The organism is Parcubacteria group bacterium (assembly GCA_016181765.1).
Taxonomy (GTDB): Bacteria; Patescibacteriota; Patescibacteriia; order UBA2169; family UBA2169; genus CG10-46-32.
Genome location: JACOYR010000001.1, coordinates 226,969 through 250,122 on the forward strand (window position 1 = coordinate 226,969; position 23,154 = coordinate 250,122).

Here is a 23,154-nt window from a genome sequence, read left to right on the forward strand (position 1 = left end):
GTTAGTATACCACTTTTTGCTTGCAAAAACCAAAAAGAAAGCGCCCCACTCTCGTGCTGTGTGCATTGTTAAGCCGAAACTGAACTACATGAAAAAGCGGTCCCAGAATACGATTCCCGTAAATGCCGTAAAAAACAGTATGATAACCACAACAATTCCCTGCCGCCACCACGCGGGCCTGAATGCTTTCGCCAGTTGCGTCTTGTTCAGGATGAGCGTCAGAGTCACGTGCACGAGCATGGCAAAGGCATTGATGACCGCCCCAAGCACCAAAAGGGCGCGCGGCTCCGTAAAGCCTGCAAGCAGCACAATGGCGCCGAGCCCGATAAAGCCCCAGAGCACGGAATAGAACAGCCTGCGCGAGTGCGCAACCTTGCCTTGCGACTCGCGGCGTATGGCAATGTTTTCGGAAATGATGCGCGAGCTTGATTCAAACACCACGATCTGGGTGGCCAAGAGCATAATGCCGCCCGCAAGCAAAAACAGGGTGCCCAAAATCGGCGCAACGCTCGCAATGCCGCGAGCTTCGGCAAGCACAAAGTTGATGCTTGCGGAGGTGTTGGGCGCGCCGTACGTGGTGAGGTACGCCAAAAACGCGAGCATCACCATGGTCGCGGCTCCGGTCATCCAGAACACCAGGGCGTGCTCCGCGTTGATCTTCCTCCACCACGCTCTGAACTGCTTTACGTTTTCAACGGTCGGCTCAACGCGCGCGCGGCTGCTCGGGGTGTGTTGAGATTGGGATGCGCCCGTAACCGGGCTGGTAATGGCTGCCGCGTACTTGCCCATGCCATACCCCTTTTCCTTGATGTAGAACGATTGCGCGAGGTTCAAGTTGCCGCCGGCGCCCGAGTATGCAAATGCCGAAAGGAACACTGCCAAAGCAATGCCTTCCGGCAGGAATAGATACCCATCTCCCCTTCCTATGAGGCCGTTTGCCAGGGCAACCCAGTCCGCCCTCTCCGCGAGATATATCGTCAAAATAAATATGCATGGCACTGATATGCCAATGACTGTTTTCTGGAATTTTTCCACCACGTGGTAGAGCACGGGCCCGAGCGTGAACAAGAGGCCCGTAAGGACAAGCAGGCCGATGGCAATGTACTCGGTGCGCGCAATGCCGAACACCGCGCCGATCATGACCGCGCTTGCCGCAGCCATGCCTGGCCACACAAATCCCACGAACGTGGACAGCATAAACCAGTACGGCAATCCAGCCCACATGCGGTTAAAGCCCACAAACACGCTCTCGCCTTTGACGAGCGCATAGCGCTCAATTTCCATGTTCATAAAAAACTGGAACGTGATGCCCAAGACCGCGGCCCAGATAATGCCAAGGCCGTAGTTTGAGGCAAGGTACGGCCAGAGAATCACTTCTCCGCTGCCGAGCCCGAGTCCGAGCAGGATAAAACTCGGGCCAATGAGGTGGCGCAGCTTGGGTGCTTTTGGAAATTGCTTTATCTCGCCTCCCCGGCGAACACCTTTTATTTTCATAGCACGTGCTACAATCGCACTCTCTGTTTTTTCACCGCATCTTCAAAAAATCTGCTCAACCCCGCTTTAGTGACCGCACGTTTTAGGAACACGACGCTTGTCTCGCTTACATCATCAAGGTACACCAGCTGCTCAAGGAAGAGCCGATCATTGAAATCATCGCCATACACCCGCGCGGCCCGCCGCATAACGCTGCCAAGCGCGGCGCGTTTCTCTTTGAGTATGCAGTACAAGTCAAAGTAGTCCTTAAAATCGCCTCTCCTTCCGATGGTGTATGCTTTGGTGACTGCAATATCAGGAACCGCCAGCAACTGAACGCCCCGGTAGGAAACGGTTTTTTGTTTGATCGCATACGGATAGTGCAAAAATGTGCACTTAACGCCGGCAATGATCACGGTGAGCTCATCGCGATTGTTCACTAAATCGCGCACCGCATCATCAAAAAATACGTCTTTAACTTTCTGCAGCAACGAGTTGCGGATGGGGGCATGGGTGAATAAATCAAAATCAACGGAAACGCGATGCCCGATTTGCAGCGCGAGCGCCGTGCCCCCGGCAAGATAGAACCCCCTAAACTCACCGAGCTTTGGAAACAGTTCTGCGGCCTTTTTTGTGAGCGCCTCGTGGTGCATAGCGGTATGATTTGACAGAAAAAATAATGCCAGCCAAAGGCCGAACGTGCGCGCGAAGCGCGGTTCGCGGCACTCCTGCAAGCACGCGGCCAACCCCCCGGCGGCCGTACCGCTTGGCAATCCACCGCCAGTGCCGCAAGCTCCCATAGTTGACGGCCGCCGTGATAATCGTCTTTTTGTCGCGCGTCGCATCAAGCCGACCGACGTCATACGACCACAGGATGGGCTTGAAAAATGACGGAAGTTTTGATGGCTGTTTTTCCTTGCTCATGTGTGTAGTATACCATTTTTGTTCTGAAAAACCAACACGGAATTTCCATGAGCTCTCAAAAAGAAAAGCGCCGCACCTCCACCATAGAACAGTGAAAAGATGCGGCGCTTCGTGAAAGAGCGTTCCGGTTCAGCCGTCGGCGCTGAACCGGTTACTTGGTAAGGACCCAACGATCCAGCGGCAGGAAGCTGTCTTCAGCGTAGCTCCCCGCAACGAGATAGCCATTGGTCCAGTCGTTGCTTCCGGTACTCGGAACCGCACTGCTGTGCGCGCCAGTGTCCGAAGAGTAATCGGACCAGACGAAGTTGGCATCCGTTCCGCCAACTTTCACCACGCTGACTGGATCCGACTCCAGATCACCCGTGACCACGAGCCCACCTTCGTCGCCGAGCATGGTCACGGAGATCACGTCAGCGTCGGACGAGGCGCCCTGGTGCGCGTTCGCGACGTCAAACTTGAGCTGGTACTGCGGAAGGTTCCTTTCGTATACCGGCTCCTCACCCGCAAAGTCACGGGTATGGTCTCCGAACATGAGCACGACGTCTGCGTAGGACCCTGGAAAGTTGTCCAGGTTGAGCTTGGCAGTGCCACCAGCGCTCAATAGGTGTTCTTGGCTGGTGCCCCGGCCGTCGTAGATAGCGTACTCAGACGGATCCATGAGGCTGAACCCGGATTCGATCCACTCGGGCACCCGCCGGTACAGCTTGAAGTTGTCGAGCGCAAGCTGGAAGCTCGGCGTGTCATCGGTCCAGGAAACGCGGAAGGTGATCTTCTTGTGGTAGGTGTTGATAGCCAACCCACCCCAATCGCCGCGCGCACCCACCCGCCAGTACGCTCCGACAATCTGGCTGGAGGCGCCTCCTAGAAGTGTGGTGGTCGGCAACGGGAGCCGCTCGACCATTGGGTGCCATCGCCGGACTATGACCCAGTTGCCGACAATCTCTTGGTCGGGCCCGACCAAGACCGCGCCCGACGACGCGCCGCGCGCGGTTATCGCGCTCGTCCCGTCTCCGAGCGGATCCGGCACGAGCGAGAAGCGGTGCACACTTCCAGAAAGCGCACTGGGCCAGTCGTTGATCCTGCACCTTACGGTGAACTCGGTCTGTTCCGCCTCGGGCAGATGATAGGCTCCCGCAGCGCCGAGGTTGAAGTCAAGATACTCCGTGACCTCGGTACTGCTCTGCTCCAGAACCTGCGCCGCCGCGATGGTCGGCCCCACCTGCGTGGCGCCGTTCCACAACTCGTAGTTGAAGAGCGTGGACCGAGCCGCGGACGCATCGCTCCCGAATGGAAACGTAACCGTATGCACCAGGATAAGCCGTGTCGCGTCCGCTGGCTCCCTCCATGGCGTAAGCCGGAACTTGAACATATCCTCCGAGTAAGTGCTCGCATCCACGATCCGCATCCGCGGCTGTGCCGAAGCAGGAACCGCTTCCACGACCAGGCTACCCTGTGGCGCGGACGGGTGCGGCACTGGATTCGTCGGGCCGATTTGCTGTCCCCGGCGGACGATGAAGTCGACCTTGTCGAGCGGCGGATAGATAGTTACCTCGCCGTCCCGAATGTCCGCGAGGCGGTCGCCAGTGTAGGCATTCACTACCTCGCCAGTTGCGACTTCCGAAAGACGAGACAGATTCCAAGTCAGTGTAGTCAATGGATCTGGGGCATGCTGAATATAGAATCGAAAGACTGATTCGTCGGACTCCATCCCGCGAATATCTCGAATGAGGTATTGATTCCCCAACATCAACAAAAACAACCTGTTCTCTCCGGGTGGAAGCGGTGGATATACTATATCCGCCGGCACCCCTTCTTCAAAATCTCTGGCGAGGATTTCATCCACCCCGTCTGTGGCAAGAGGGTGTTGGCCAAACACCTTCCAGAAGCTGTCAGTGCACGGGATGCCCTCCCTACAAAGCCGCACCTCCCAACCAGCCGATACCTCCTCATTGTCCGGCACCTGCCGCACGCCGTCCACGATGAGCGCTATGTTGGGCACGTCTGCGGGCGGCGGCTTTGGATTCGCGCTACCGGTTCCGCCGGTCTGTACAGACGAAGAATTGCACTTCTCACAGGTCGCGGCAACCGGGTTGCTCACGACCTTTGCGGCGGGCTCCGGCTCCGTGTAGCTCGCCAGCACGGCCTGGGGCTGTGGCGCGGGCTGCGGGGGCGGCACGTACACAGGCTGGACAAACGTTCGGCTGTCCGCGCCCACATGCCCGGCCATGTCCACCACAGAAACCGTCAGATTGACGGCCTGCGGCGAACCAGCGGTGTTCCCGGGACACGCGTCCCAGTACCCCCAGAACCAGAGCGTGTCCGACGTGTCGGACACCGGCGACAAGCCGCGGGCGCTTACCGCCTGCGACCCGTCCGCGCACCGCACCTTGAGGGTGCAGGGATTGGCATGCCGGAGCTTGATGCCTCCGGCATCCAACGCCTTCATGCCGATGTACAGGCGGCCGGAGCCGTCCATACGGACCTCGCCGGCCGGTGTGTCATCCGCGATGACCACGACCGGTGCCGTGGTGTCCGGCGCGGCCATCTTGCCCGCGGGCCGGACATCCACCGCCGGACCCAGGGGACTGTGGTCATCATCGCCGCATCCGGCGATGATGACCACTGCGAGCGCCGCGAGCGTGGCGCACATACGAAAAGCCCTCATGATTATCCTCCCACGGATTGAGGGGTGAAAAACGCGAAACTACCTTATCTTTTGGCCTTTTATGGCCATTTATTGTCAAAAATCAGTGTCTGTTTTAGACACTAAACATATCACAAAACAGGAATTCTGTCAAACAGCGACAAAAATCCTTGTTTTGTAACCAAAATTCACTATTTACTTCCTAAACCGGCTCTATGCCAACTCTCCGCTCAACACCTATAACGCGAGCTTTAAGGCTCGTAATATCATGGTCCTGCCTATCATCCCGGCCGACTTTCATGATCTGCTCGTCCCGGATGGCTTGCACGTTTTTTGCCATAGCATCAACACTGTTTAATACCTTATCAAACTTTTCAGACATTTCTTCTCTTAATTGTTGCCCAAGTTCGTGTACATCAAGCTTTGTGGCAACGACTTTCGTCAACGTCTCCACATGCTCTTGGAACTGGCCCACGGTAAGCGGCTGATTTGAATCTTGATGGTTAAAATCCATAACCACAAGTATAGCACGCCCGGGCCAATATATCAATGCAGCAGTTCCCGCGTAATTACCTTGTACTCCTCCACATTCGGCTGGTCAAACGCGTTGACGCGCATCAGGCGTGCGAGGAGCATGGTTTCCACCATCTTAAACTGCAAAAATTCCCCTAATGATTCTTCATCCAGGCGCTCCAGCTCAACCTCAACAAACGGGAGGCTGCGGTCCGCAAATGACCGGACCGTGCCCGTGTAAATCGCGTCCATGACTTCGCCCACTGACTTGCGGTTCAGCTCTGGAACAATCGCGTCAAACTCCTCGTCCACGCGCGGGATGCTGATGTCTTGTTTGGCGCGGACTTTTACGAACGTGGTGAACTTATCCTCGGGCCCGCCAAGCAGGAGTTGAAATACTGAATGCAGGTCCGTTGAGCCAATAGTGACGAGCGGGGTGATGCCTGCGTGCACAATGCGGCCGGAAAGGTCGCGCTCCTTGCCCAGCGATTCCCCCACCAGCTGGCGGTACCACTTGCCGACGCGCTCCAAGTCTTGGTTGAAGATGAACGTGTTATGGATAGCCACGCCCTTTTTCATGGCATGGTGGATGGCAACTGCTGATTGTAAAGCGGCGTTGTGCTCTTCGTCGTTTGACAAGCACCGCCGCAGGGCGCGCACTGCCCCTTTGTGCAGTTTTTTGATGTCTACCCCGGCAAGTGCCAACTGAAACAAGCCAACCGCACTGAACACGCTCCAGCGCCCCCCCACGTTTGGAGGGTTGGGCAGGGACGGGACATCCTGGGCTCGCGCCCAATGATCAAGCAAAGATTGCGGCTCCGTGGTCACCACAACTGACTCGCGCCAGTGCTTGGTCAACGACTTTAGGCAGTCAATCAAGACCCGCGCGTTCATCATGGTCTCGCTGGTGGTGCCGGATTTGCTTATGACGTTAATGAGCACCCGACCTTTCTTGCGGTAGATTGCGCGCATGCGCTGGCAGGCTTCCTTCAAGAGGCGCACATGCGCAGTATCAAAAAATGACAAGGGAACGCCCCCGGGCTTTAACGCATCATACACTGCCCACGTGCCCAAATTTGAGCCGCCAATGCCGACCACCATAACCTCATGCAGTCTACGGGATGATTTCTCGTGTGCAAGGCGGCTCACCTCGGCGCGGAGCGTTTCATCGGACGGAAGGTGCAGGCACGACTCATTGCTTGCGTATGACGCATCAGCCGCAGCCACGCGCAACTCCTCCAGGTACCCGGAAAGCTCATGCCCGGCGCGGGCCGCGTCCCGCTCACTGATGTGCGATGTTTCTTTGTACGAAAACTTCATACACTGCGATTATACCACAAAACAAACAAAAGAGCCTCCGCTATGGAGGCTCTTTGCGAACAACACGATCAAGGACTAAAGCACTGCGTCCTTGGCTGCCTTGGCAACGCGGAACTTAACGACTGTCTTTGCCGGAATGCTGATCGTTGCCCCGGTCGCCGGGTTGCGGCCCATGCGCGCGGCGCGGTGCACTTTCACGAGCTTGCCTACGCCCGGAAGCGTAAATTCGCCGTTTGATTTGACCTGGTGGTACGCGAGCTCAACGAGCTTGTCCATGAAATCTCCCACCTCCTTCTTGCTCATGCCTGTTTTCTCGGCAACTGCGGCAAGCGTCTGGGCTTTTGTCAGTTTTGACATAGGATCATTCTCCTAAATTAGTTAGTGATATGACATATAAAACTTAGCAAAAATGGGGCAAAAAGCAAACTTTTCAAAACAGAGGCTGTGGATAATACTATTGATTCTTAACCCTTTTTATAGCGTATCCCTGTTCTTGATCCTGAATTTCATAGCCGCGCTTGGCTAATGTTAGCCTAATCTTGTCTGATTTTCCAAATTCTTTCATCTTTTTCAGTTTCCAGCGCTCTTCCGCACGTTCCTTGATTGATGCGGGAATGCTGCTCTGCTCGCGCGCCAAGCGCTTTGACTGTTTGATGAGATCAAGCCCGAGTGTTGCATCCGCCTGTTTGATAAAAGAGAGCAGGCTTTTTTGATCAAGGCCGGGGTCTTTGGCCGCCTCCCAGAGCACGGCAAGGGCCCGGGGAGTGTCCAGATCATCGCTCAAGCGCTGCTTGAATTTTTTGAGGTATGAATCCGCGCTTTTGCTTTTTTTGGCGGTGCGCGTGCGAGTGATTTCTTCCCAAAGATTCTGCAATGCGCGCTGTGCCGCCCCAAGGCTTTCCCACGAAAAGTGGAGCTGGGAACGATAGTGTGTGGTGAGCGCCAAGTACCGGAATGCGAGGGGCTCAAAACCCCGCTTCTTGGCGTCCGCGAGGGTTATGAACGCCCCCTTTGACTTTGACATCTTGGCGCGGTCAATCACCAAGTATTCGTTATGCATCCAGACCTTGGCGAGGGGCTTGCCGTATGCCGCTTCTGACTGGGCAATTTCATTAGTGTGGTGCGTTCCGATGTGGTCAATGCCGCCGGTATGGATGTCAAACGGCTGGCCCAGGTATTTTGACGAGATGGCCGAGCACTCAATGTGCCAGCCCGGAAACCCGTCTCCCCAGGGCGATGCCCAGTGCATGGCGTGATTTTTGTGGCGACCAGCTCTCTTGAACCACAAGGCAAAATCAGCGGGGTGGCGTTTGTCCGGGTCTTCCACAACTTCACCACGCGCCGCAACCCGCTTTTCTTCCAAAGACTGGCCGGAAAGTTTTCCGTATGCCTTACACCGGGAAATGTCAAAATACACGGCCTGCTCGGTCTCGTAGGCATAGCCTTTTTTGAACAGCAGTTGGATGAGCTTGATCTGGTCTTTAACCGTGTCCGTGGCTCTGACGACGCGGCTGGGCTTCTTGATGTTGAGTTCCGCGCAGTCCCTGAAAAACGCATCTGCATAGAAACGCGAAACATCCCACACTGACTTTTTCTCCTTCTTTGCCTCTCTCTCCACTTTGTCTTCCCCGGAATCGGCGTCGCTGGTTAAGTGCCCCACGTCCGTGATGTTCATGACGCGCTTAACCGCAAACCCCTCAAACGCAAGCGTGCGCTCCAAAACGTCCGCGAACACGTACGAGCGCAAGTTTCCGATGTGCGCGTAGTGGTACACCGTGGGGCCGCACGTGTACAGCCTGGCACTCCCTTTTTTGAGGGGTTTGAATGCCTGCTTTTTTCTGGTGAGCGTGTTGTAGAGTTTCATATATGGCTCAATGATAGCACCTTTTAGCGCCCTGCTCAACGAAAACAAAAACCCAGCCGAATCGGCTGGGTTTTTGTTTTCGGTTTCAATGCAGTTACATCGCGGCTTCGGAACCTTCGGAATCGCCTGCCTCTTCTGAACCGCCGCCTGCTTCCGCCTCAAGATCCGAGTCTTCGGATCCTTCATCCCCATCTTGGGGAGCCATGGGCGCTGCGGGAACTTGGGCCTCGTCGCTGCCCGCGTCCGGCATGAGCGTAGTTTCGTCTTGCATAATGCATTTTGCTTACTGCTAAAAAATCCGAACACGCATATCTAGGGTTCGGATTGTATTCGTAATTATAGCACACGCCCCTCTATTGTCAAGCTGTGGCGCTTGAAAAGTTGTTGATGACGAACGAGGCAATGCCCCATGCCGCAAATATAACAAAGAGCCCGATGACCCCGGCTATGATGGCCTGCTTGCCGGACGCGGTCTGGTCCTCGTTGCCTGCGGCTGTCATCATTCTGAACCCGCCGAAGATGATGAAAATGACTGCGATAACTCCTAAAAATCCGAGGACAATATTGATGATGGCCGCGATTGAGCCCTTGAGGTCATTAGACTGCCCGATACCCACCCGCGAGAACGTGCTCGCGAGCCCGTAGTTGGAAGCGCGCGGATCAAGCGGGGTGCTGATTGCGGTGTCGGCGCCGATGTTGCCGCCGCCGACACCGCAATCAGCGGATGAAGCCCGGCACTGGTTGCCGCACCACACAAATCCGAATGACGTGCATGAGGATTCGTTAGTGCATAGCGAAGGCGCGGTTGCACAAGAATCACCCGCGCTTTCTTGTTGAATCACCACATTTCGCTGAAAGCTCTCTTCCTGGGCAGGGCTTGAGCCGTCACTCACGGTCGCTACCACATCAAACGTCCCGTATGCGCTAAATGAGTATTCGCACTCCAAAGTGGTTGCGGTTGAGGTGCACGGCGCGGTGGTCCGGTTAGCCGGGGAAAGCTGGATTTGGTACGGAGGCGTGCCGTTTGAGGCAGTGGCGCGGAACACGTACGTCTGCGGAGCAGGAGGAGCGAGCCCGGTGCCAATCTGGATGGTGAGTGATTTGTTGTTTGACTCAACCAAAGTGACGAGGAGCGGCGATGGTGCGGACGCAATGTTCAGGGTCGGAGAGAACGGGGTGGTGCCCGCGGGCGCGTTCGTGTTGATAATGCTATGGGTGATGGCGTCGGTCTGGGTGCGGAACGTGGCATCAATCACCGTAAGGTAAATGTTCTTAAGTCCGCTCCTCCTAAACTGGGCATCCAGCTGGCTGGTGCGGCCAAAGGTCGCCACTTCGTAGGTAATGAAGTCATTAGGCTGCTCATCAGTGGGCACGTCATTGGGGTAGTTCCAGATGTAGGTGAACGGCGGCACCCCGCCATCAACAGCGGCATCGGCGCTGTAGTTGACTGAACCGAACGTGAACGGTTCAGCCTGGCCGGAATAGACGCCCGGAGCTGTAGCGCTCGTCACGTCAACCGAAAACGCGGCATCTCCGACCGTTGCTGGATTGTCGGTTGCAAAAAACACGTACGAGCTTGTGTCATACACCGGAATGTAACCGCCTCCAACCGCATTGGATTGGTTCGCCCGCAGGGTAATCTCATACCACCCTGGCACGGGGATGATAACAGAGAACGCACCGGCCGCATCGCTCGTGACGCTCACGCTATCGGCTTTCACCTCGGTTCGCGACGAGTCCGCAACGCGCCACTGGAATGTCTGCTCCGCCGTCCAGAAACCGGAGTTGATGCCCCGGACCGAGGCATTGGCTCGGAAGTCAATCTGCGAACCGGTTGCGTAGGGCCCAGGCCCGTCAACCCTGGTGACGTTCGCGAATGGCCACGTATCCCGCACACCGGCCTTTTCCGCGAGGGTCAGGGAATTATAATTATCCGGCAGCCTAAGCGGCTTGACGTCAATGTCAAACGGGTACTGGGCCGCGGGCTGGACGCCGGTGCTCGCGTAGAGCCGCAGCACGGGCCGAATGACGGCTGTTGATGCAAACTGCTTGTCATAGAGGTGCGTTGCCCTGCCATTATTGCCGACATCGCCAATGGCGGATTCACCGTCTCCAAAGTCCCACACATAGATAAGCCCGGCCGCGTCAGCTACGTTCGCGGTAAAAGTGACCGGCTCGCGCGCATACACTGCATTCGGGGCCGGAGTGTATGAGACCGAAGTAATGGCAGGAGCCGCGGAAACTGCGGGCGCAAAAAAAACGTTCCCGAAAAAGAACGGCGCGCTCACCAGGGCCGATGAAACCAACCTGACTAATAGCCTGATCCCGCGATGAATCATCAATAGTTATACAACAGTATGCTCTTCCTACTATACCAAAAATCGGCTTGAGTGCGCAATGCCGCATGCAAAAAGTTCACCGCGCTTTCATCTTAATCATGAGCCAGTTCTTTTTTTCTCCTCCGAATGCAGTGCGCACCAGGGCGTACGGCCCTTTGAGCTTCTTGCCCGCGAACACGACTTCTATCTGGCCCTGTGCGGCCGCACTCTTTATAGGCATCTCGCTGCCGTCTTTTTTCTGCTTGATGTTTTGGTACGTGCCCGTGTCCCAGATGGTGACCGTGCCTGCGCCATACTCCCCCTGCGGAATCTCGCCTTCAAAACTGCCATACTCCATGGGGTGGTCTTCGGTCGCAACCGCCAGGCGCTTGTCCGACGGATTTAATGGCGGGCCTTTGGGCACTGCCCAGGATTTGAGCACCCCGCCAATTTCCAATCGCACGTCATAGTGCAGTGCGCGCGCGTGGTGCTCGTGCACCACAAAGACGGGATCCTTTGATGAATGTTTTTTTGATGAGCCGACAGGCTCGCTGGTTTTCTTGAAATCGCGCTTTGCTTTGTACTCCTTGAGCATGCGTTCATTTTAACAAAAAAAGGCGGGGAGCAGTAGGATGCATGTCAATACTCCAAGCGCCTTGACATTTTTTAAAAAATGGGCAATAATTAACAATTATTTATGGATCAAAACAATCCCATCATTACGTTCCTCTTGGAGCACAACAAGCGCCAGAGCGAGCTGTTCTGCAGCCCGGATGCGGCGCTCGCGAGGCGCCAGTACCGCGCAACCCACCCCACGGAAATCGCGGCCTTAAAGTGCATGGACGGACGCCTCAACCTGGCCGTGCAAACCCAGACCCCGCCCGGCATCATCCAGCCTTTCCGCAACATCGGCGGCATGTTTGACATCGGCTGGCCGTACTTTGGGGAGATCGCGAGCGGCTGGGTGAACTACGCCATCAGCAAGGGCCGCTCCGGCGTCATCCTGGTGACGTACCACTACTCCAAAGGGGACGCGCACCGCGGGTGCCGCGGATTTAACTACGACACTGAAGCGGCCAAGGCCTACACGCGCGACTTATCAAACCAGATTGAGCGGGTCTTTGGCACAGAGCATAAGGTTATCTACCCGATCCAGGTCGGCATTGAAACCGATGACGAGGCTCTGATAGTGCACGGAAAAAACGGCGAAACCCTGAACCTGGCCGAAGAGCCGGCCGCAACTGAAGACGCATTGCGGCAGAGGGTGGAAAAGCTGTACCCAGACATGGGCAAGCAGATGGCTGTTGACATTGTGCCCCTGTTTTTGGGGAACCAGCGCCACATCGCCGCAATCAGAGCCTCTAACCGGCCCGTGGTTAATACCGAGCACAGGGAGCAGGTCCTGGTTGTGGGCCGGGGCATGGACTGGCTGCATTTGCCGAACAAGGCCCTGATTGTGGGACCCTACAGCTACAATTTGCGCGAACCCATTGTGGCCGCGGCCGGCATCCTGCTGGATAACATAAAAAAAGGCCGCGTCCCGGAACAAGACGGCCTCGTGCTCCTGACTTCAGCCGCGTACCGCGAGGACGCGGGCTTTGAAAAACTGCGCGCCATTGAAAAGGCCCGTTCGTTTGCGGACTTTGCCCTGGACGCCATCTACGAAGCCGTGCCCGAGATCAAGCCGCACCTGCATCTGCTCGCAAGCATCGTGGATTTGAACACCCGCCTCTTGACCGTAGTTCCGCCGCGCAACCAGGCACCGGGCACTGCGCGCTAATATCACCAGCAGCGTTTTGCGGGCACTGCCCCTAAAACGCTGCCGGTGATATTGTACTTTCCACGTTCCGTGCTTTTGCCTTGGGGAGGGCGCATGCACGCACTATCGGAAAATGACGTAGCCATTGTTCGTTCGTTGCGGGATGCAGGCGTTCTGCAAGATGTTGAAAGCCACCGGCTGGACCAAAGCAACGGAGTGATACTGGTTACCTGCCCGGATGGGGACCACTTCGTTGACATCTTCAGCCACCAGCTACGGATGCAAGAAGGCCAATGCAGCGACCCGCGCATCCACCCGCTCGGCTGGCACGGCGGCGCCATCCGCCTGGTTGCGGGTTCGCCAGCCAACAAGCACCCGGGCGAACACCAGATCTTCCTGGAGGAGATCCGGGACGCGCGGGGGCTGAAAGGCATCAACACTGTTGCCCTCTACAGCCATGCGCAGTGCGGCAAAGCAAGCGCGTGCGGAGTTGACTTCCTGCAGCTGATGATGCTCCACATGCAGGCCAAAGCCGCCGTCAAAGCCATGAATAGCGGCATTTCCGTTGCGTGCTTCCTGCACGTCACCTATCCCACTGGGACCCGGCGGACGTACTTTGTCTCCCGGCCGGATTGGGACCGATGGTTCAGCACTTAAAGCCCCAATCACACTGCCCTTTCGCCACGAACCACCCGGACATATGGAGGATGTCCGGGGTTCTTTTTTTACTGAAATAGTTACCCCATGCCCCGCGCTTTGCGCCTCGCTTCGGTCTCATCCAAAACAATTTTGCGGATGCGGATGTTCTGCGGCGTCACCTCCACCAGCTCATCATCCCCGATGTACTGCAAGGCCGCTTCCAAATCCATGATGCGGGGAACCGCAAAGTGCTCGCTCACCCCCTCTCCCTTGCTCCGCATGTTGGAGAGCTCTTTTGCCTTAGTGGGGTTGACGTGCAAATCACCGCTCCGCGAGTGCTGGCCAATGACCTGGCCCTTGTACACTTGGATCTGCGGCCCCAAGAACAGGGTGCCGCGCTTCTGGATGTTGGTGAGGCCGTACAAATTCGTTGCCCCGGCTTCCATGGAAACCAAAGAGCCTTGCTCCCGCTCGCGCCAATTTGGAGCATCTTCCGCGTACTCGTAAAACACACTGTGCATGATGCCCAGGCCCCGCGTGTCCGTGAGGAACTCGCTGCGGTAGCCAAAGAGCCCGCGCGTGGGAATCAAAAACTCCATGAACGTAACCCCGTTCTCCACTTTCATCTCCTGCATGATGCCGTTGCGCTTGCCCAGCTTTTCAATGACCACTCCGGCGTGCTCCTCCGGCACCTCTACGGTCGCCCACTCGTACGGCACCAATGTTTTGCCGTGTTCCTGGTGCGTAATCACCTGGGGACGGCCCACCTGCAGTTCATACCCTTCGCGGCGCAGGCGCTCAATCAAAATAGCCAAATGCAGCTCGCCGCGGCCGGATACCACCCAGGTGCCGTCGTCCGCATCTTCCACGCGCAACGCCATGTCGGTCTGCAGTTCCTTGTACAAGCGCTCGCGCACCTGGCGCGAGGTGGTGTAGTCCCCCTCCTTGCCTGCCATGGGAGAATTGTTCACCAGAAACTGCATTTTCACGGTTGGCTGGTCCACGTCCAAGAGCGGCAGGGCAACCGGATTTTCGGTATCCGCGATGGTTTCGCCAATGGTGATGTCCGGAATGCCGGCAATTGCCACAATGTCACCTGCTTCCGCTGATTCAGTTTCGGCCTTGTCCAAGCCGATGAATGTCATGAGTGATGTCAGGCGCGCTTTTGCCTGCTCTCTGGCGCGGTTGATGTGCACAATCTCCTGCCCGGCTTTCACGGTCCCGTTGTAAATGCGCGCAACCCCGATCTTACCCTTAAAGCTATCTTGGCTAAGGGATGTGATGAGCATCTGCAACGGCTTTGCCGGATCTCCGGATGGAGCCGGAATCTTGCTCAAAATGGTTTCAAACAATGGGGTGATATCCGCCATCTTAGAGAGGTCCGCTTCCATGCCCGCCTTGCCCTGCTTTGCTGATGCGAACACAATCGGGAAATCAAGCAGAGTATCATCCGCACCCAGCTCCACGAACAAATCAAAGGTCTTGTTCACGGCCTGGTCCGGGTTTGCGCCGGTCTTATCAATTTTGTTGATGACCACAATAATGCGCAACCCCAATGAGAGCGCCTTCTTGAGCACAAACCGCGTCTGCGGCATGGGGCCTTCCTTGGCATCCACCAAGAGCAAACAGCCGTCTGCCATGGAAAGCACGCGCTCCACCTCGCCCCCGAAATCCGCGTGCCCGGGCGTGTCTATGATGTTGATCTTGGTGTCGTGCCACACCACGGACGCATTCTTGGAAAAAATCGTAATCCCCCGCTCCCGCTCCAAATCATTGGAATCCATGATCAATTCCGAGGCAACGTCTTTGGCGAGCTTGGTATGCGCCTGGCGCAATAAAGCATCCACCAAAGTGGTTTTGCCGTGGTCTACGTGGGCGATAATGGCGATGTTGCGGAGGTTCATATAAAAAACCGCTAATGAACTATTTACCGGCCAAAGCGCCGTCCGCCGCGGGATGGCGAGTCGGAGCGCGAGCGGGATCGTCCGCGGCTGAACCCGCGGCTTACGCCGGAAGGCCGGGGCGAACGCGGACGTGCGAACCTGCGCCCGCCTCCTTCATCATCATTCCTGCCGCCCAGATACACGGCGCGGATCACTGCATCGCTCTGGCGAGGCAGCGCGGGAAGCGCCAAGATGGGAATGGTTTTCTTGATGAGGCGCTCAATCTGCTTGATATCCCCGCGCTGGTCCGGGGTTGCGAACGAAATCGCTTTCCCGGTTAAGCCGGCGCGGCCCGTGCGGCCGATGCGGTGCACATAGTCCTCCGCGTTCTGCGGAAGGTCAAAATTGACGACCAAGGAAATGCCGGTCACGTCTATGCCGCGGGCCGCAATGTCGGTTGCGATGAGCACGCGGTATGTGCCGGACTTAAACCCTGCCATGGCATCCTTGCGCTGGGCAAGGGAACGGTTGGAGTGTATTTCCGCAACCGTGTGGCCCATGGCGTGCACCACGCGCGTAATCTTTTTGGCGCCGTACTTGGTGCGCGTAAACACGAGCACCGTGCCCGGGTTTTCCGTAAGAATCTTTTCCAAAAGCGGAAGCTTTGCCTGCTTATCAAGCACAAACACTTCCTGCAGAACGCCCTCGGCTGCGGTCCCCTGGGGCGCGACTTCAATGCGCAGAGGCATGTGCATGAACTGCGAGGCAAGGCTTGCGATTTGCGGAGGCATGGTCGCGGAGAACATCAAGGTCTGGCGCTGCTGCGGGCACGCCGCGAGAATGCGCTTGATGGCCGGGAAAAACCCGATGTCAAACATGCGGTCAGCCTCATCAAGCACCACAATGCTGATGCGGTTGAGATTGATTGCCTTCTGCTCCATGTGGTCCATCAAACGGCCCGGTGTCGCAATGATGACGTGCGGATTGCGCTTAAGGTCCCGAATCTGCATGTTTGCCGAAGCCCCGCCAATGATGACCGCGGTTTTAAGGCCCAGGGAAACGCCGATTTTATGGAGCGTCTCATCCACTTGGATGGCGAGCTCGCGCGTGGGAATCAAAATCAGGGCCTGGCCTTTTTCCTCGGCAAGCCGCTGGAGCATGGGCACGCCGAACGCCAAGGTCTTGCCGGTCCCGGTCTGCGCGATGCCCACCACGTCTTTTCCGGCGATTGCGTGCGGAATGCACTGGTGCTGGATGGGGGTTGGGGTGATGAATTTTTTGCTCGCGAGAATCGCAAGCAGTTTTGGGGCAATCCCCAGGTTGTTGAACGAGAGTTCAACAGTGTCGTGTTGTGTCATAACTGAATTAAGTGACCCGATGAATCTGGTGGTCACTTATGGTATGACACAAAAGAGTTCGAGTCTGTTTATGCCTAAAAGCGGCATAAACGTTGATTAAGTACCTATGATAGCACGAAAAATACGGCGTGTCAAGCCTGCTGACCCAATTCGTGCATCAAAGTCATTGCCCGGCCCGGTACACAAGATCCGAAACCGTGAACTCGTACCACGGCTTTTCCGCAACAATCCCGCGGTTCTCTTCAAGCCATTCACCCCACTCCTCAAATCGCGGGTCATCACTGCGCTCTTCAACGTAGCCCAGCACGTCCGTGGAGAGCATTTTCAGTTCCGGGAGCGCTATGCGCGAATCAAGACGCTGCGCGAGGGAAACGTTCGCGCGCATAATAAACTGCTCAACCGGGAACAGGCACAATGCGGCATACATCCAGAGGAACAGGAATGCCGCAAACTTCACCAAATCGCGCCGCTTGCTGCCGAAAAACTGGAACACGAGCCACCCGAACAAAATAATTGAGAAGAGCACGGTGTATGCCGCGAAAAACTTCTCATAGCTGAATCCATAGAGCGTTACATACAGCGCCATGCGCCATGCCGCGGAAAACACCAAAAGCAAGGATGCAATGGCAAACGCCGCGAGCAAGCGCTGGACCAACGTGTTCGTTCTTGCGTATGTGGCCAGGAAAATAAGGGCGTTGATGATTGAGAGGGCAAGCAACTGCCAGAACCCGCTCTTGACGAGGATTTCGGTTTCTGAAAAATCAATGGGCAGCTCGGAAACCCACAAGCGCTTAATCTGGATGATGAGGAACAGCGCGTACACCAGGAATATGCCCCCAACCACAATGCCCGACACAATCGCGTCAACGCGCTTGTTTTCATGCGATTCGCGCACCTCGGGCCGTGAGCGCCATGCAAGCCCGAGCGCCAGAGAGAACAATGCGATGACCACGCCAACCACCACGCGCCACAGCGTTTCAATTTCAGCCAAGCGGCCCAGGAAATCAAGCAACGGCTTGACCAGGGCTTTGAATTGCGGGTCAGCGCTGGAAAGCAGGGGCAGTATCACCATAACCACAATCACTAATAAAAGTATAACGCCCGCAATTGCGCGGCGAGCCGTGTTTGAGCTTCCCTTGCCGAACAACACCCGGCTGTACTCGCGGATTGCGGCTCCCAGGGTCCCGAGCCACGCAAACGCGCGCCCCGCGAATGTTTGCGCAAATCCCCATCCCCATCTCGCGGCACGGTCCCCGAGCAGGGCATACGTCACAAAAACCACGAACAGCAACGGGGCAACGGGAATGGTAATCGCCTTAATGATTGGGCTTCCGTAGAGCGCATAACTTACGGCAATGGCGACAAACGGAACAAGCCATGTCCACTGTTGCTTGCTCCACATCGGGCGCTCGGCCGGAAAAACGTTTCCCAAAGGCCCGAGCAGGAGCGCCAAAAAAACCGCGGCATTCATGCCCAAGGCAGAGGGGCCGCGTTCAAAAAATCCCCACAAAAATACCACCCAAAAGACTGCCAGGCAAATGCTCCATACGAGGAGCGGTTGTGCGCGTTCGGTGAGTGTGAATTGCATATGATTTGTTTGTTAGAAGCCTGCTCAACTGGCAGGGGCGGTAGGAATCGAACCTACGATATCGGTTTTGGAGACCGAAGTTATACCATTTAACTACGCCCCCTCGTCAGAGCCGGCGGGTCGGCCCAAGAAAAAACTTGCTCTAGTATTGGTCGGCCTGTTTTTTAAGTTCCATTTCAATCACCCGCTTGAGCTCCGGAAACTTTTCAAAGAGGTATTTGAACCGGTCAAGAGTTTCCCCGGTTGCCTCATTGAAGAGCGGCGTCCCGCCCGCATAGAACGTGCCTTGCGCGTCCCCGAACTCGTTGAGTCTGTTTGAGGAAAGCCACTCATCAACCGCGGCTTTCTGCTCTTGGGTCAAATTGCGGGTAAACCCCTCCCCGGATTCGCGGATAATGCGGAAGCCGGAATCAGCGGCCCGGAAAAGCGTGTTTTTTGCATTCGTAACCAGAAACTCGGAGCAGCCTACGCCCAAGAGCGGAATGGCCGCAAGCAGGATAAGGAGCCTCATGCGGGGCATACCTACTTGGTCTCCTTGTGCAGGGTGTGCTTTTTGCACCACTTGCAGAACTTCTTGAGCTCAAGCCGGTTGGTGAGCTTTTTCTTGTTCTTCTGGGTGTCGGCCGTGACGCGCTTGCAGACCGTGCACTCAAGCCGGGCCAATCGTTCTTGGGACATAGAGGTAGTGTTAGTGATTGAAAGTAAAGCCGGGCTGGAGCCACCCGTCGGATTCGAACCGACGACCTACTGTTTACAAAACAGTTGCTCTAACCAGCTGAGCTAGGGTGGCTCGGTATGGGTGGCTGGATACTTAATCATACTACCCAAAAATCGCCAAAAAGTCAACTAAATGGTACACTCAAGCCATGGCAAGCAAAAAACAAAGCATCGTGATTCTGGGAGCCGGGTTTGGGGGCGTGTATGTGCACAAACGCCTGCAAAGCGCATTCCGAAAGGATCGGGATATATCCATGACCGTCATCAATGAACGCGATTGCTTCCTGTTCACGCCGCTCTTGCACGAGGTCGCAACCGGAGGCCAAAGGCAGGAGAATATTATTGAGCCCCTGTACCGCGCACTGGGCTCTGGCACTCTCTTCCGCATAACCCGCGCCACCAGGGTTGATCCGGCTCGCGGCATAGTCGCGACTGCAGGCGGGGACATCCCCTACGACTATCTGGCGCTCGCAACCGGCTCTCGCGCGAACTTTTTTGGAATTCCCGGAGCGCAAGAGCACTGCTTTGCGCTCAAATCTCTGGAAGACGCTGTACGGCTCAAGAACTTTGTAACCGATAGTGCGAAAAGGCCGGGCGCCCTGGGCTTTGTGGTGGTGGGCGGAGGCGCCACCGGAGTTGAGCTTTCCGCGGAGCTGGTTGAATTTACGCGCAATGCGCTCCGCAGAAAAGACACAGCCGTGACGCTGGTGGAGCTGGGCACGGATCTGATTCCGCAATTTGGCAGCCGCCTCCGAAAAGAAGCGCTCAAGGTCCTGCGCAAAAAAGGCATTGACGTGCGGCTCGGGACCGGAGTCGCCAGCGTGTCCGCTGATTCAGCCGCCCTTACTAACGGAGAGCGCATCCCAGCCAATGCCGTGATCTGGACCGCGGGCGTTTCTCCAAACGCCATTCCGTTTGCCGGCAACGTTGCGCTCGCCAAAAACGGGGCATACGCGGTAAATGAGTATCTGCAGCTGGCCAACTACAAAAATATCTTTGCCCTCGGAGATGTTGCGTCTTTCACCAATCCGGGTGAAATAAAGCCCGTGCCCCAGCACGCGCAAACCGCGGTCGCAGAAGCCACGTGCGTTGCGGAAAATATTATCCGCTCAATTAAAAAACAGCCGCTCAAGGCGTTCCGCTACCATCACACGGGAGATTTGGTTTCCCTGGGCAGGTGGCGCGCGGTCGGCGAGATTGCGGGCATTGCATTGAGCGGGCGCTTTGCCTGGTGGCTGTGGCGCACCGTGTACCTCGGAAAGCTCCTCACGTGGCGCAAGCGGGTGGCTGTGGCAATTGACTGGACCATCCAGCTCTTTATGCGGCGCGACACCGGAAAGCTCTGATGAAAAAAAGATAGAGCCCGCTCCACAGTGTGGGCGGGCTCCGCGTCCGGACAGGCTCTGTCCTAGACGATTGCGCGCAGTTGCTCCTGGACCCCATCCATCTTCCGCCTCTGGGCGGCCAATGCCTGCTGGAATCCGCGCACATCATCCCCGCGTGCTTGCCGCTCGGCTATCTTCCGCTGAAGCAGCAAAACGTCCTCCGTAACAGTGTTGAGCTGTTCCGCAAGGCCAGCCTGCGCATCGCTAAGGTGCATACCACATCTCCCCATGGTGTGGCGTGGAATGAACTCAAAGACCCCGGTTGCGCCGAGGTCTTTGTGTGGAATGATTGAACGAATCAAAAACCTCGGGCTATTGCCTGTTAACGGAAAAGAGGTTAAGATTCTTAATTCGTGCAACCATCATATAAAACACCATAGCATATCCCGCGATTTTCCGCAATGTGAGTTTTGCACAGAGTGCACGATGCTTGCTAAAATGCCTTTATTTTGGTATTATTCCATTCGTGCTGATGCGGGTCGGTAGCGAAGCGGTCAAACGCGTCTGACTGTAAATCAGATGGCCTCGTGCCTTCGGGGGTTCGAATCCCTCCCGGCCCACCAAAAATATCCGCCTTGAGGCGGATATTTTTGTTACCTCGCCCGCGGCCAGGTATGCGCGGCTTTGGGATATAGTTTTGACAAGGGATGATTCACACACTCATGGCGATGCGCTGGGCAGATTTGGCGGCCGTATTCTATCACGCGGTAGGTCCAGTTGAACCACTCTTTCTTCGGCAGAATCTCCATCAAATCCTGTTCTATCTTTTTGGGATCCCGCGAATCCGTCAAATCAAATTTTAACGCAAACCTGCGCACGTGCGTATCAACCGCAATCCCTTCCACATGATGGAACGCATTGCCCAGGATGACGTTCGCGGTCTTGCGCGCCACACCCGGCAGCTTCAAAAGCTCTTCCATGGCGCCGGGCACGCGGCCATTGAAATCTTTTTTGACCATGCGGCTGACCGCCAAAATGTTCTTTGCTTTATTGCGGAAAAATCCAGTTGATTTAATGTCCCGCTCAAATTCATGCAAATCAGCAGCCACATAGTCATCAAGCTTTTTGTACTTCTTAAATAAATCTTTGGTGACGAGGTTCACGCGCTTGTCCGTGCACTGCGCAGATAACACGACTGCAACCAAAAGCTCCCAGGTGGTGCGGTAGGCAAGCGCGATTCGCGCTCTGGGGAACAGCTTTTTCAGAGTAGCTGACATTTTTTGTGCGCGCCTGGTGCGTTCTGATAATTTTTGGGCTTCCATAACCACAGCATACCATTCCGCCCCTTAACATACAAAAGACCCGCCAGGCGGGCCTTTTGCGTACCAGAGAATCTTAAAAATTACTTGCCGCAGGCCTTGCAGTCGCCCTTGTGGCTCACGAGCAGGTAGAGGCCCGAGAGCCCCACCAGCACGTAGATGACCCGGGAGACCGTGGCATCCATGCCGCCGAAGATCTGGCCTACTTCCCAGCCGGTAAGCGTAAGGACTCCCCAGTTGAGGGCTCCGACTACCACCAGGACAAAGGCAACCATGTGAAGTGCTTTCATGTTTTGTTATATTATTTTGTTTGATAAGAAGCCGACTTAATGTTAGTATACCACATTTTTGGGCTCAACGCAACGCGCAATGGCACACTGTGGAAAACTGGAGCCGTTGCGCGGAATTGAACCGCGGACCTACTCCTTACCATGGAGTTGCTCTACCAGCTGAGCTACAACGGCTTGATTGTAAAATATTAGGACTTACGCGTTTGCCGTCATTCTGGAGCGAAAGTACTCTTGAGCGATAGAATCTATGCGTTTTTCACGGAGATTCTATCGGCTTTGAGTACAAAGCCTCCAGAATGACGGCTATTTTTGTCAAACGCGTAAGTCCTAAATATATTTATTTCAATCCCTTCACCTTCTTTTCAAACTCCGCAAGCCTGCCGTGGTCCGGGTTTATCTTTTTGATTTTTTCCAGCGCCTCCTTGGCAAGGGGCTTATTCTTAAGGAGCACCGCAACCGTGAACAGCCGATCCAGGACCTTGGGGTTATTCGGTTCCAGGGCTTGGGCCTTCTGCAGGCTTGAGAACGCTTTTTCCGCGTCATTCAGCTGCAAGTACACGTCAGCCAAATCCAGGTGGTAATCCACGACCTCGTTGTTGATGGAGAGCGCGTGCAAAAAGTGGTCCTTGGCCGCTTCCAGCTTCCCCTGCTCCCGGAGCGTGCGCGCGAGCGACGCGAACCCCCGGTCCTCCTGGGGCCACTGCCTGGTTGCGTACTCAAAGGTCTCTATGGCCTGGGCGAGCTCGCCCATTTCGCGGTACGTCTCCCCCAATCCCTGGTAGGCGTCCGTTGATTCCGGATCCACTTTAATGGCTGAAAGGTATTTGGACTCTGCCTGGGAAAACTTTTTTGCGCGCCGGGCTTCTTCCGCCTCTTCCAAAAGTTCACGGACTTTGGACTGCGCTTTTTTGCTTGAATCCGGAAGCGTGCCCTGGAACCGATACGCGCGCTCCAGCTTGCGCACGCGCTCCAGTGTACTCTGGAACAGGGAGCCTGCGAGCGCCTTGCCCGGCTGCAGTATGCCCGAGGCGAACTTGAACACGCCCTCCAGTTTGCGCAGGAGCCGGTGCTCCAAGAGCGAGGCCTTAAGCACGGCGTCGCGCTCCTCCGGGATCTTGGATACGTCCAGGCTCGCCGCTTTCTTGAGGTGGCGCGAGGCAATGATGAGGATGGTTCCGATGCTCGCGATAATGACTGCAAGTGGAATGATCGTAAGCATG

General features: G+C 56.0%; 23 protein-coding genes and 4 tRNA genes. 4 read left to right on the forward strand and 23 right to left on the reverse strand.

Going from position 1 to position 23,154, the window contains the following annotated elements:
- Positions 1-84: 84 nt before the first annotated feature.
- The 11 genes from HYT31_01170 to HYT31_01220 form a co-directional block, all read right to left on the reverse strand.
- Positions 85-1,494 (reverse strand): Nramp family divalent metal transporter, encoded by a 1,410-nt coding sequence (locus tag HYT31_01170; protein MBI2050401.1) that lies wholly within the window; start codon positions 1,492-1,494, stop codon positions 85-87.
- 8 nt (positions 1,495-1,502) lie between these two features.
- Entirely contained in the window at positions 1,503-2,126 is a 624-nt protein-coding gene (locus HYT31_01175) for a nucleotidyl transferase AbiEii/AbiGii toxin family protein (GenBank protein ID MBI2050402.1), read from the reverse strand.
- Positions 2,071-2,397, reverse strand: coding sequence for a hypothetical protein (locus HYT31_01180; GenBank protein MBI2050403.1), 327 nt, complete (start codon positions 2,395-2,397; stop codon positions 2,071-2,073). The genes HYT31_01175 and HYT31_01180 overlap by 56 nt, the downstream gene beginning before the upstream one ends.
- Before the next feature lie 151 nt (positions 2,398-2,548).
- A complete protein-coding gene (locus HYT31_01185; protein MBI2050404.1) occupies positions 2,549-5,047 on the reverse strand; it encodes a hypothetical protein in 2,499 nt (832 codons plus the stop codon).
- A gap of 196 nt (positions 5,048-5,243) precedes the next feature.
- Entirely contained in the window at positions 5,244-5,555 is a 312-nt protein-coding gene (locus tag HYT31_01190; protein MBI2050405.1) for a hypothetical protein, read from the reverse strand.
- Positions 5,556-5,587: 32 nt separating this feature from the next.
- Positions 5,588-6,874, reverse strand: coding sequence for a hypothetical protein (locus HYT31_01195; GenBank protein ID MBI2050406.1), 1,287 nt, complete (start codon positions 6,872-6,874; stop codon positions 5,588-5,590).
- A gap of 75 nt (positions 6,875-6,949) precedes the next feature.
- Complete coding sequence (locus HYT31_01200; protein ID MBI2050407.1) at positions 6,950-7,231, reverse strand: HU family DNA-binding protein; 282 nt, start codon at positions 7,229-7,231, stop codon at positions 6,950-6,952.
- 97 nt (positions 7,232-7,328) lie between these two features.
- Positions 7,329-8,750, reverse strand: a complete 1,422-nt coding sequence (locus HYT31_01205; protein ID MBI2050408.1) for a cysteine--tRNA ligase — start codon at positions 8,748-8,750, stop codon at positions 7,329-7,331.
- An 82-nt stretch (positions 8,751-8,832) separates the two neighbouring features.
- Positions 8,833-9,009 carry a hypothetical protein gene (locus HYT31_01210; GenBank protein MBI2050409.1) on the reverse strand — a complete coding sequence of 59 codons (177 nt, stop codon included), beginning with the start codon at positions 9,007-9,009 and terminating at the stop codon, positions 8,833-8,835.
- 88 nt (positions 9,010-9,097) lie between these two features.
- Positions 9,098-11,077 (reverse strand): PKD domain-containing protein, encoded by a 1,980-nt coding sequence (locus tag HYT31_01215; GenBank protein ID MBI2050410.1) that lies wholly within the window; start codon positions 11,075-11,077, stop codon positions 9,098-9,100.
- 76 nt (positions 11,078-11,153) lie between these two features.
- Complete coding sequence (locus HYT31_01220) at positions 11,154-11,651, reverse strand: DNA ligase (protein MBI2050411.1); 498 nt, start codon at positions 11,649-11,651, stop codon at positions 11,154-11,156.
- Positions 11,652-11,753: 102 nt separating this feature from the next.
- Between HYT31_01220 and HYT31_01225 the strand changes: the two genes are divergently transcribed.
- Together HYT31_01225 and HYT31_01230 are read left to right on the forward strand one after the other, a co-directional pair.
- On the forward strand, positions 11,754-12,836 hold the full coding sequence (locus HYT31_01225) for a hypothetical protein (protein MBI2050412.1): 1,083 nt from the start codon (positions 11,754-11,756) through the stop codon (positions 12,834-12,836).
- A 93-nt stretch (positions 12,837-12,929) separates the two neighbouring features.
- Complete coding sequence (locus HYT31_01230; GenBank protein ID MBI2050413.1) at positions 12,930-13,472, forward strand: hypothetical protein; 543 nt, start codon at positions 12,930-12,932, stop codon at positions 13,470-13,472.
- 80 nt (positions 13,473-13,552) lie between these two features.
- Here the strand turns inward: HYT31_01230 and typA are convergent, their stop codons facing one another.
- The 7 genes from typA to HYT31_01265 form a co-directional block, all read right to left on the reverse strand.
- Positions 13,553-15,358 (reverse strand): translational GTPase TypA, encoded by a 1,806-nt coding sequence (gene typA, locus HYT31_01235; protein ID MBI2050414.1) that lies wholly within the window; start codon positions 15,356-15,358, stop codon positions 13,553-13,555.
- A 23-nt stretch (positions 15,359-15,381) separates the two neighbouring features.
- Positions 15,382-16,695 (reverse strand): DEAD/DEAH box helicase, encoded by a 1,314-nt coding sequence (locus HYT31_01240; protein MBI2050415.1) that lies wholly within the window; start codon positions 16,693-16,695, stop codon positions 15,382-15,384.
- A 163-nt stretch (positions 16,696-16,858) separates the two neighbouring features.
- The gene (locus HYT31_01245; protein ID MBI2050416.1) at positions 16,859-18,283 is read right to left on the reverse strand and encodes a DUF4173 domain-containing protein; all 1,425 of its coding nucleotides are present in this window, start codon (positions 18,281-18,283) and stop codon (positions 16,859-16,861) included.
- A gap of 29 nt (positions 18,284-18,312) precedes the next feature.
- Positions 18,313-18,386: transfer RNA gene (locus HYT31_01250), tRNA-Trp, on the reverse strand.
- Positions 18,387-18,425: 39 nt separating this feature from the next.
- Entirely contained in the window at positions 18,426-18,794 is a 369-nt protein-coding gene (locus HYT31_01255; GenBank protein ID MBI2050417.1) for a hypothetical protein, read from the reverse strand.
- Between the two features lie 11 nt (positions 18,795-18,805).
- Positions 18,806-18,961 (reverse strand): 50S ribosomal protein L33, encoded by a 156-nt coding sequence (gene rpmG / locus HYT31_01260; GenBank protein MBI2050418.1) that lies wholly within the window; start codon positions 18,959-18,961, stop codon positions 18,806-18,808.
- Between the two features lie 35 nt (positions 18,962-18,996).
- Positions 18,997-19,073: transfer RNA gene (locus HYT31_01265), tRNA-Thr, on the reverse strand.
- A gap of 76 nt (positions 19,074-19,149) precedes the next feature.
- Here HYT31_01265 and HYT31_01270 point away from each other — a divergent pair.
- Positions 19,150-20,346 carry an NAD(P)/FAD-dependent oxidoreductase gene (locus HYT31_01270; GenBank protein MBI2050419.1) on the forward strand — a complete coding sequence of 399 codons (1,197 nt, stop codon included), beginning with the start codon at positions 19,150-19,152 and terminating at the stop codon, positions 20,344-20,346.
- Positions 20,347-20,408: 62 nt separating this feature from the next.
- Here the strand turns inward: HYT31_01270 and HYT31_01275 are convergent, their stop codons facing one another.
- Positions 20,409-20,600, reverse strand: a complete 192-nt coding sequence (locus HYT31_01275; GenBank protein ID MBI2050420.1) for a hypothetical protein — start codon at positions 20,598-20,600, stop codon at positions 20,409-20,411.
- 261 nt (positions 20,601-20,861) lie between these two features.
- Between HYT31_01275 and HYT31_01280 the strand changes: the two genes are divergently transcribed.
- A tRNA-Tyr gene (locus HYT31_01280) sits at positions 20,862-20,948 on the forward strand.
- Positions 20,949-20,978: 30 nt separating this feature from the next.
- Here the strand turns inward: HYT31_01280 and nth are convergent.
- The 4 genes from nth to HYT31_01300 form a co-directional block, all read right to left on the reverse strand.
- On the reverse strand, positions 20,979-21,647 hold the full coding sequence (gene nth, locus HYT31_01285; GenBank protein MBI2050421.1) for an endonuclease III: 669 nt from the start codon (positions 21,645-21,647) through the stop codon (positions 20,979-20,981).
- Positions 21,648-21,727: 80 nt separating this feature from the next.
- Entirely contained in the window at positions 21,728-21,934 is a 207-nt protein-coding gene (locus HYT31_01290; protein MBI2050422.1) for a DUF378 domain-containing protein, read from the reverse strand.
- Positions 21,935-22,032: 98 nt separating this feature from the next.
- Positions 22,033-22,108: transfer RNA gene (locus tag HYT31_01295), tRNA-Thr, on the reverse strand.
- A gap of 163 nt (positions 22,109-22,271) precedes the next feature.
- Complete coding sequence (locus tag HYT31_01300) at positions 22,272-23,153, reverse strand: tetratricopeptide repeat protein (GenBank protein MBI2050423.1); 882 nt, start codon at positions 23,151-23,153, stop codon at positions 22,272-22,274.
- Between the last annotated feature and the right edge of the window lies 1 nt (position 23,154).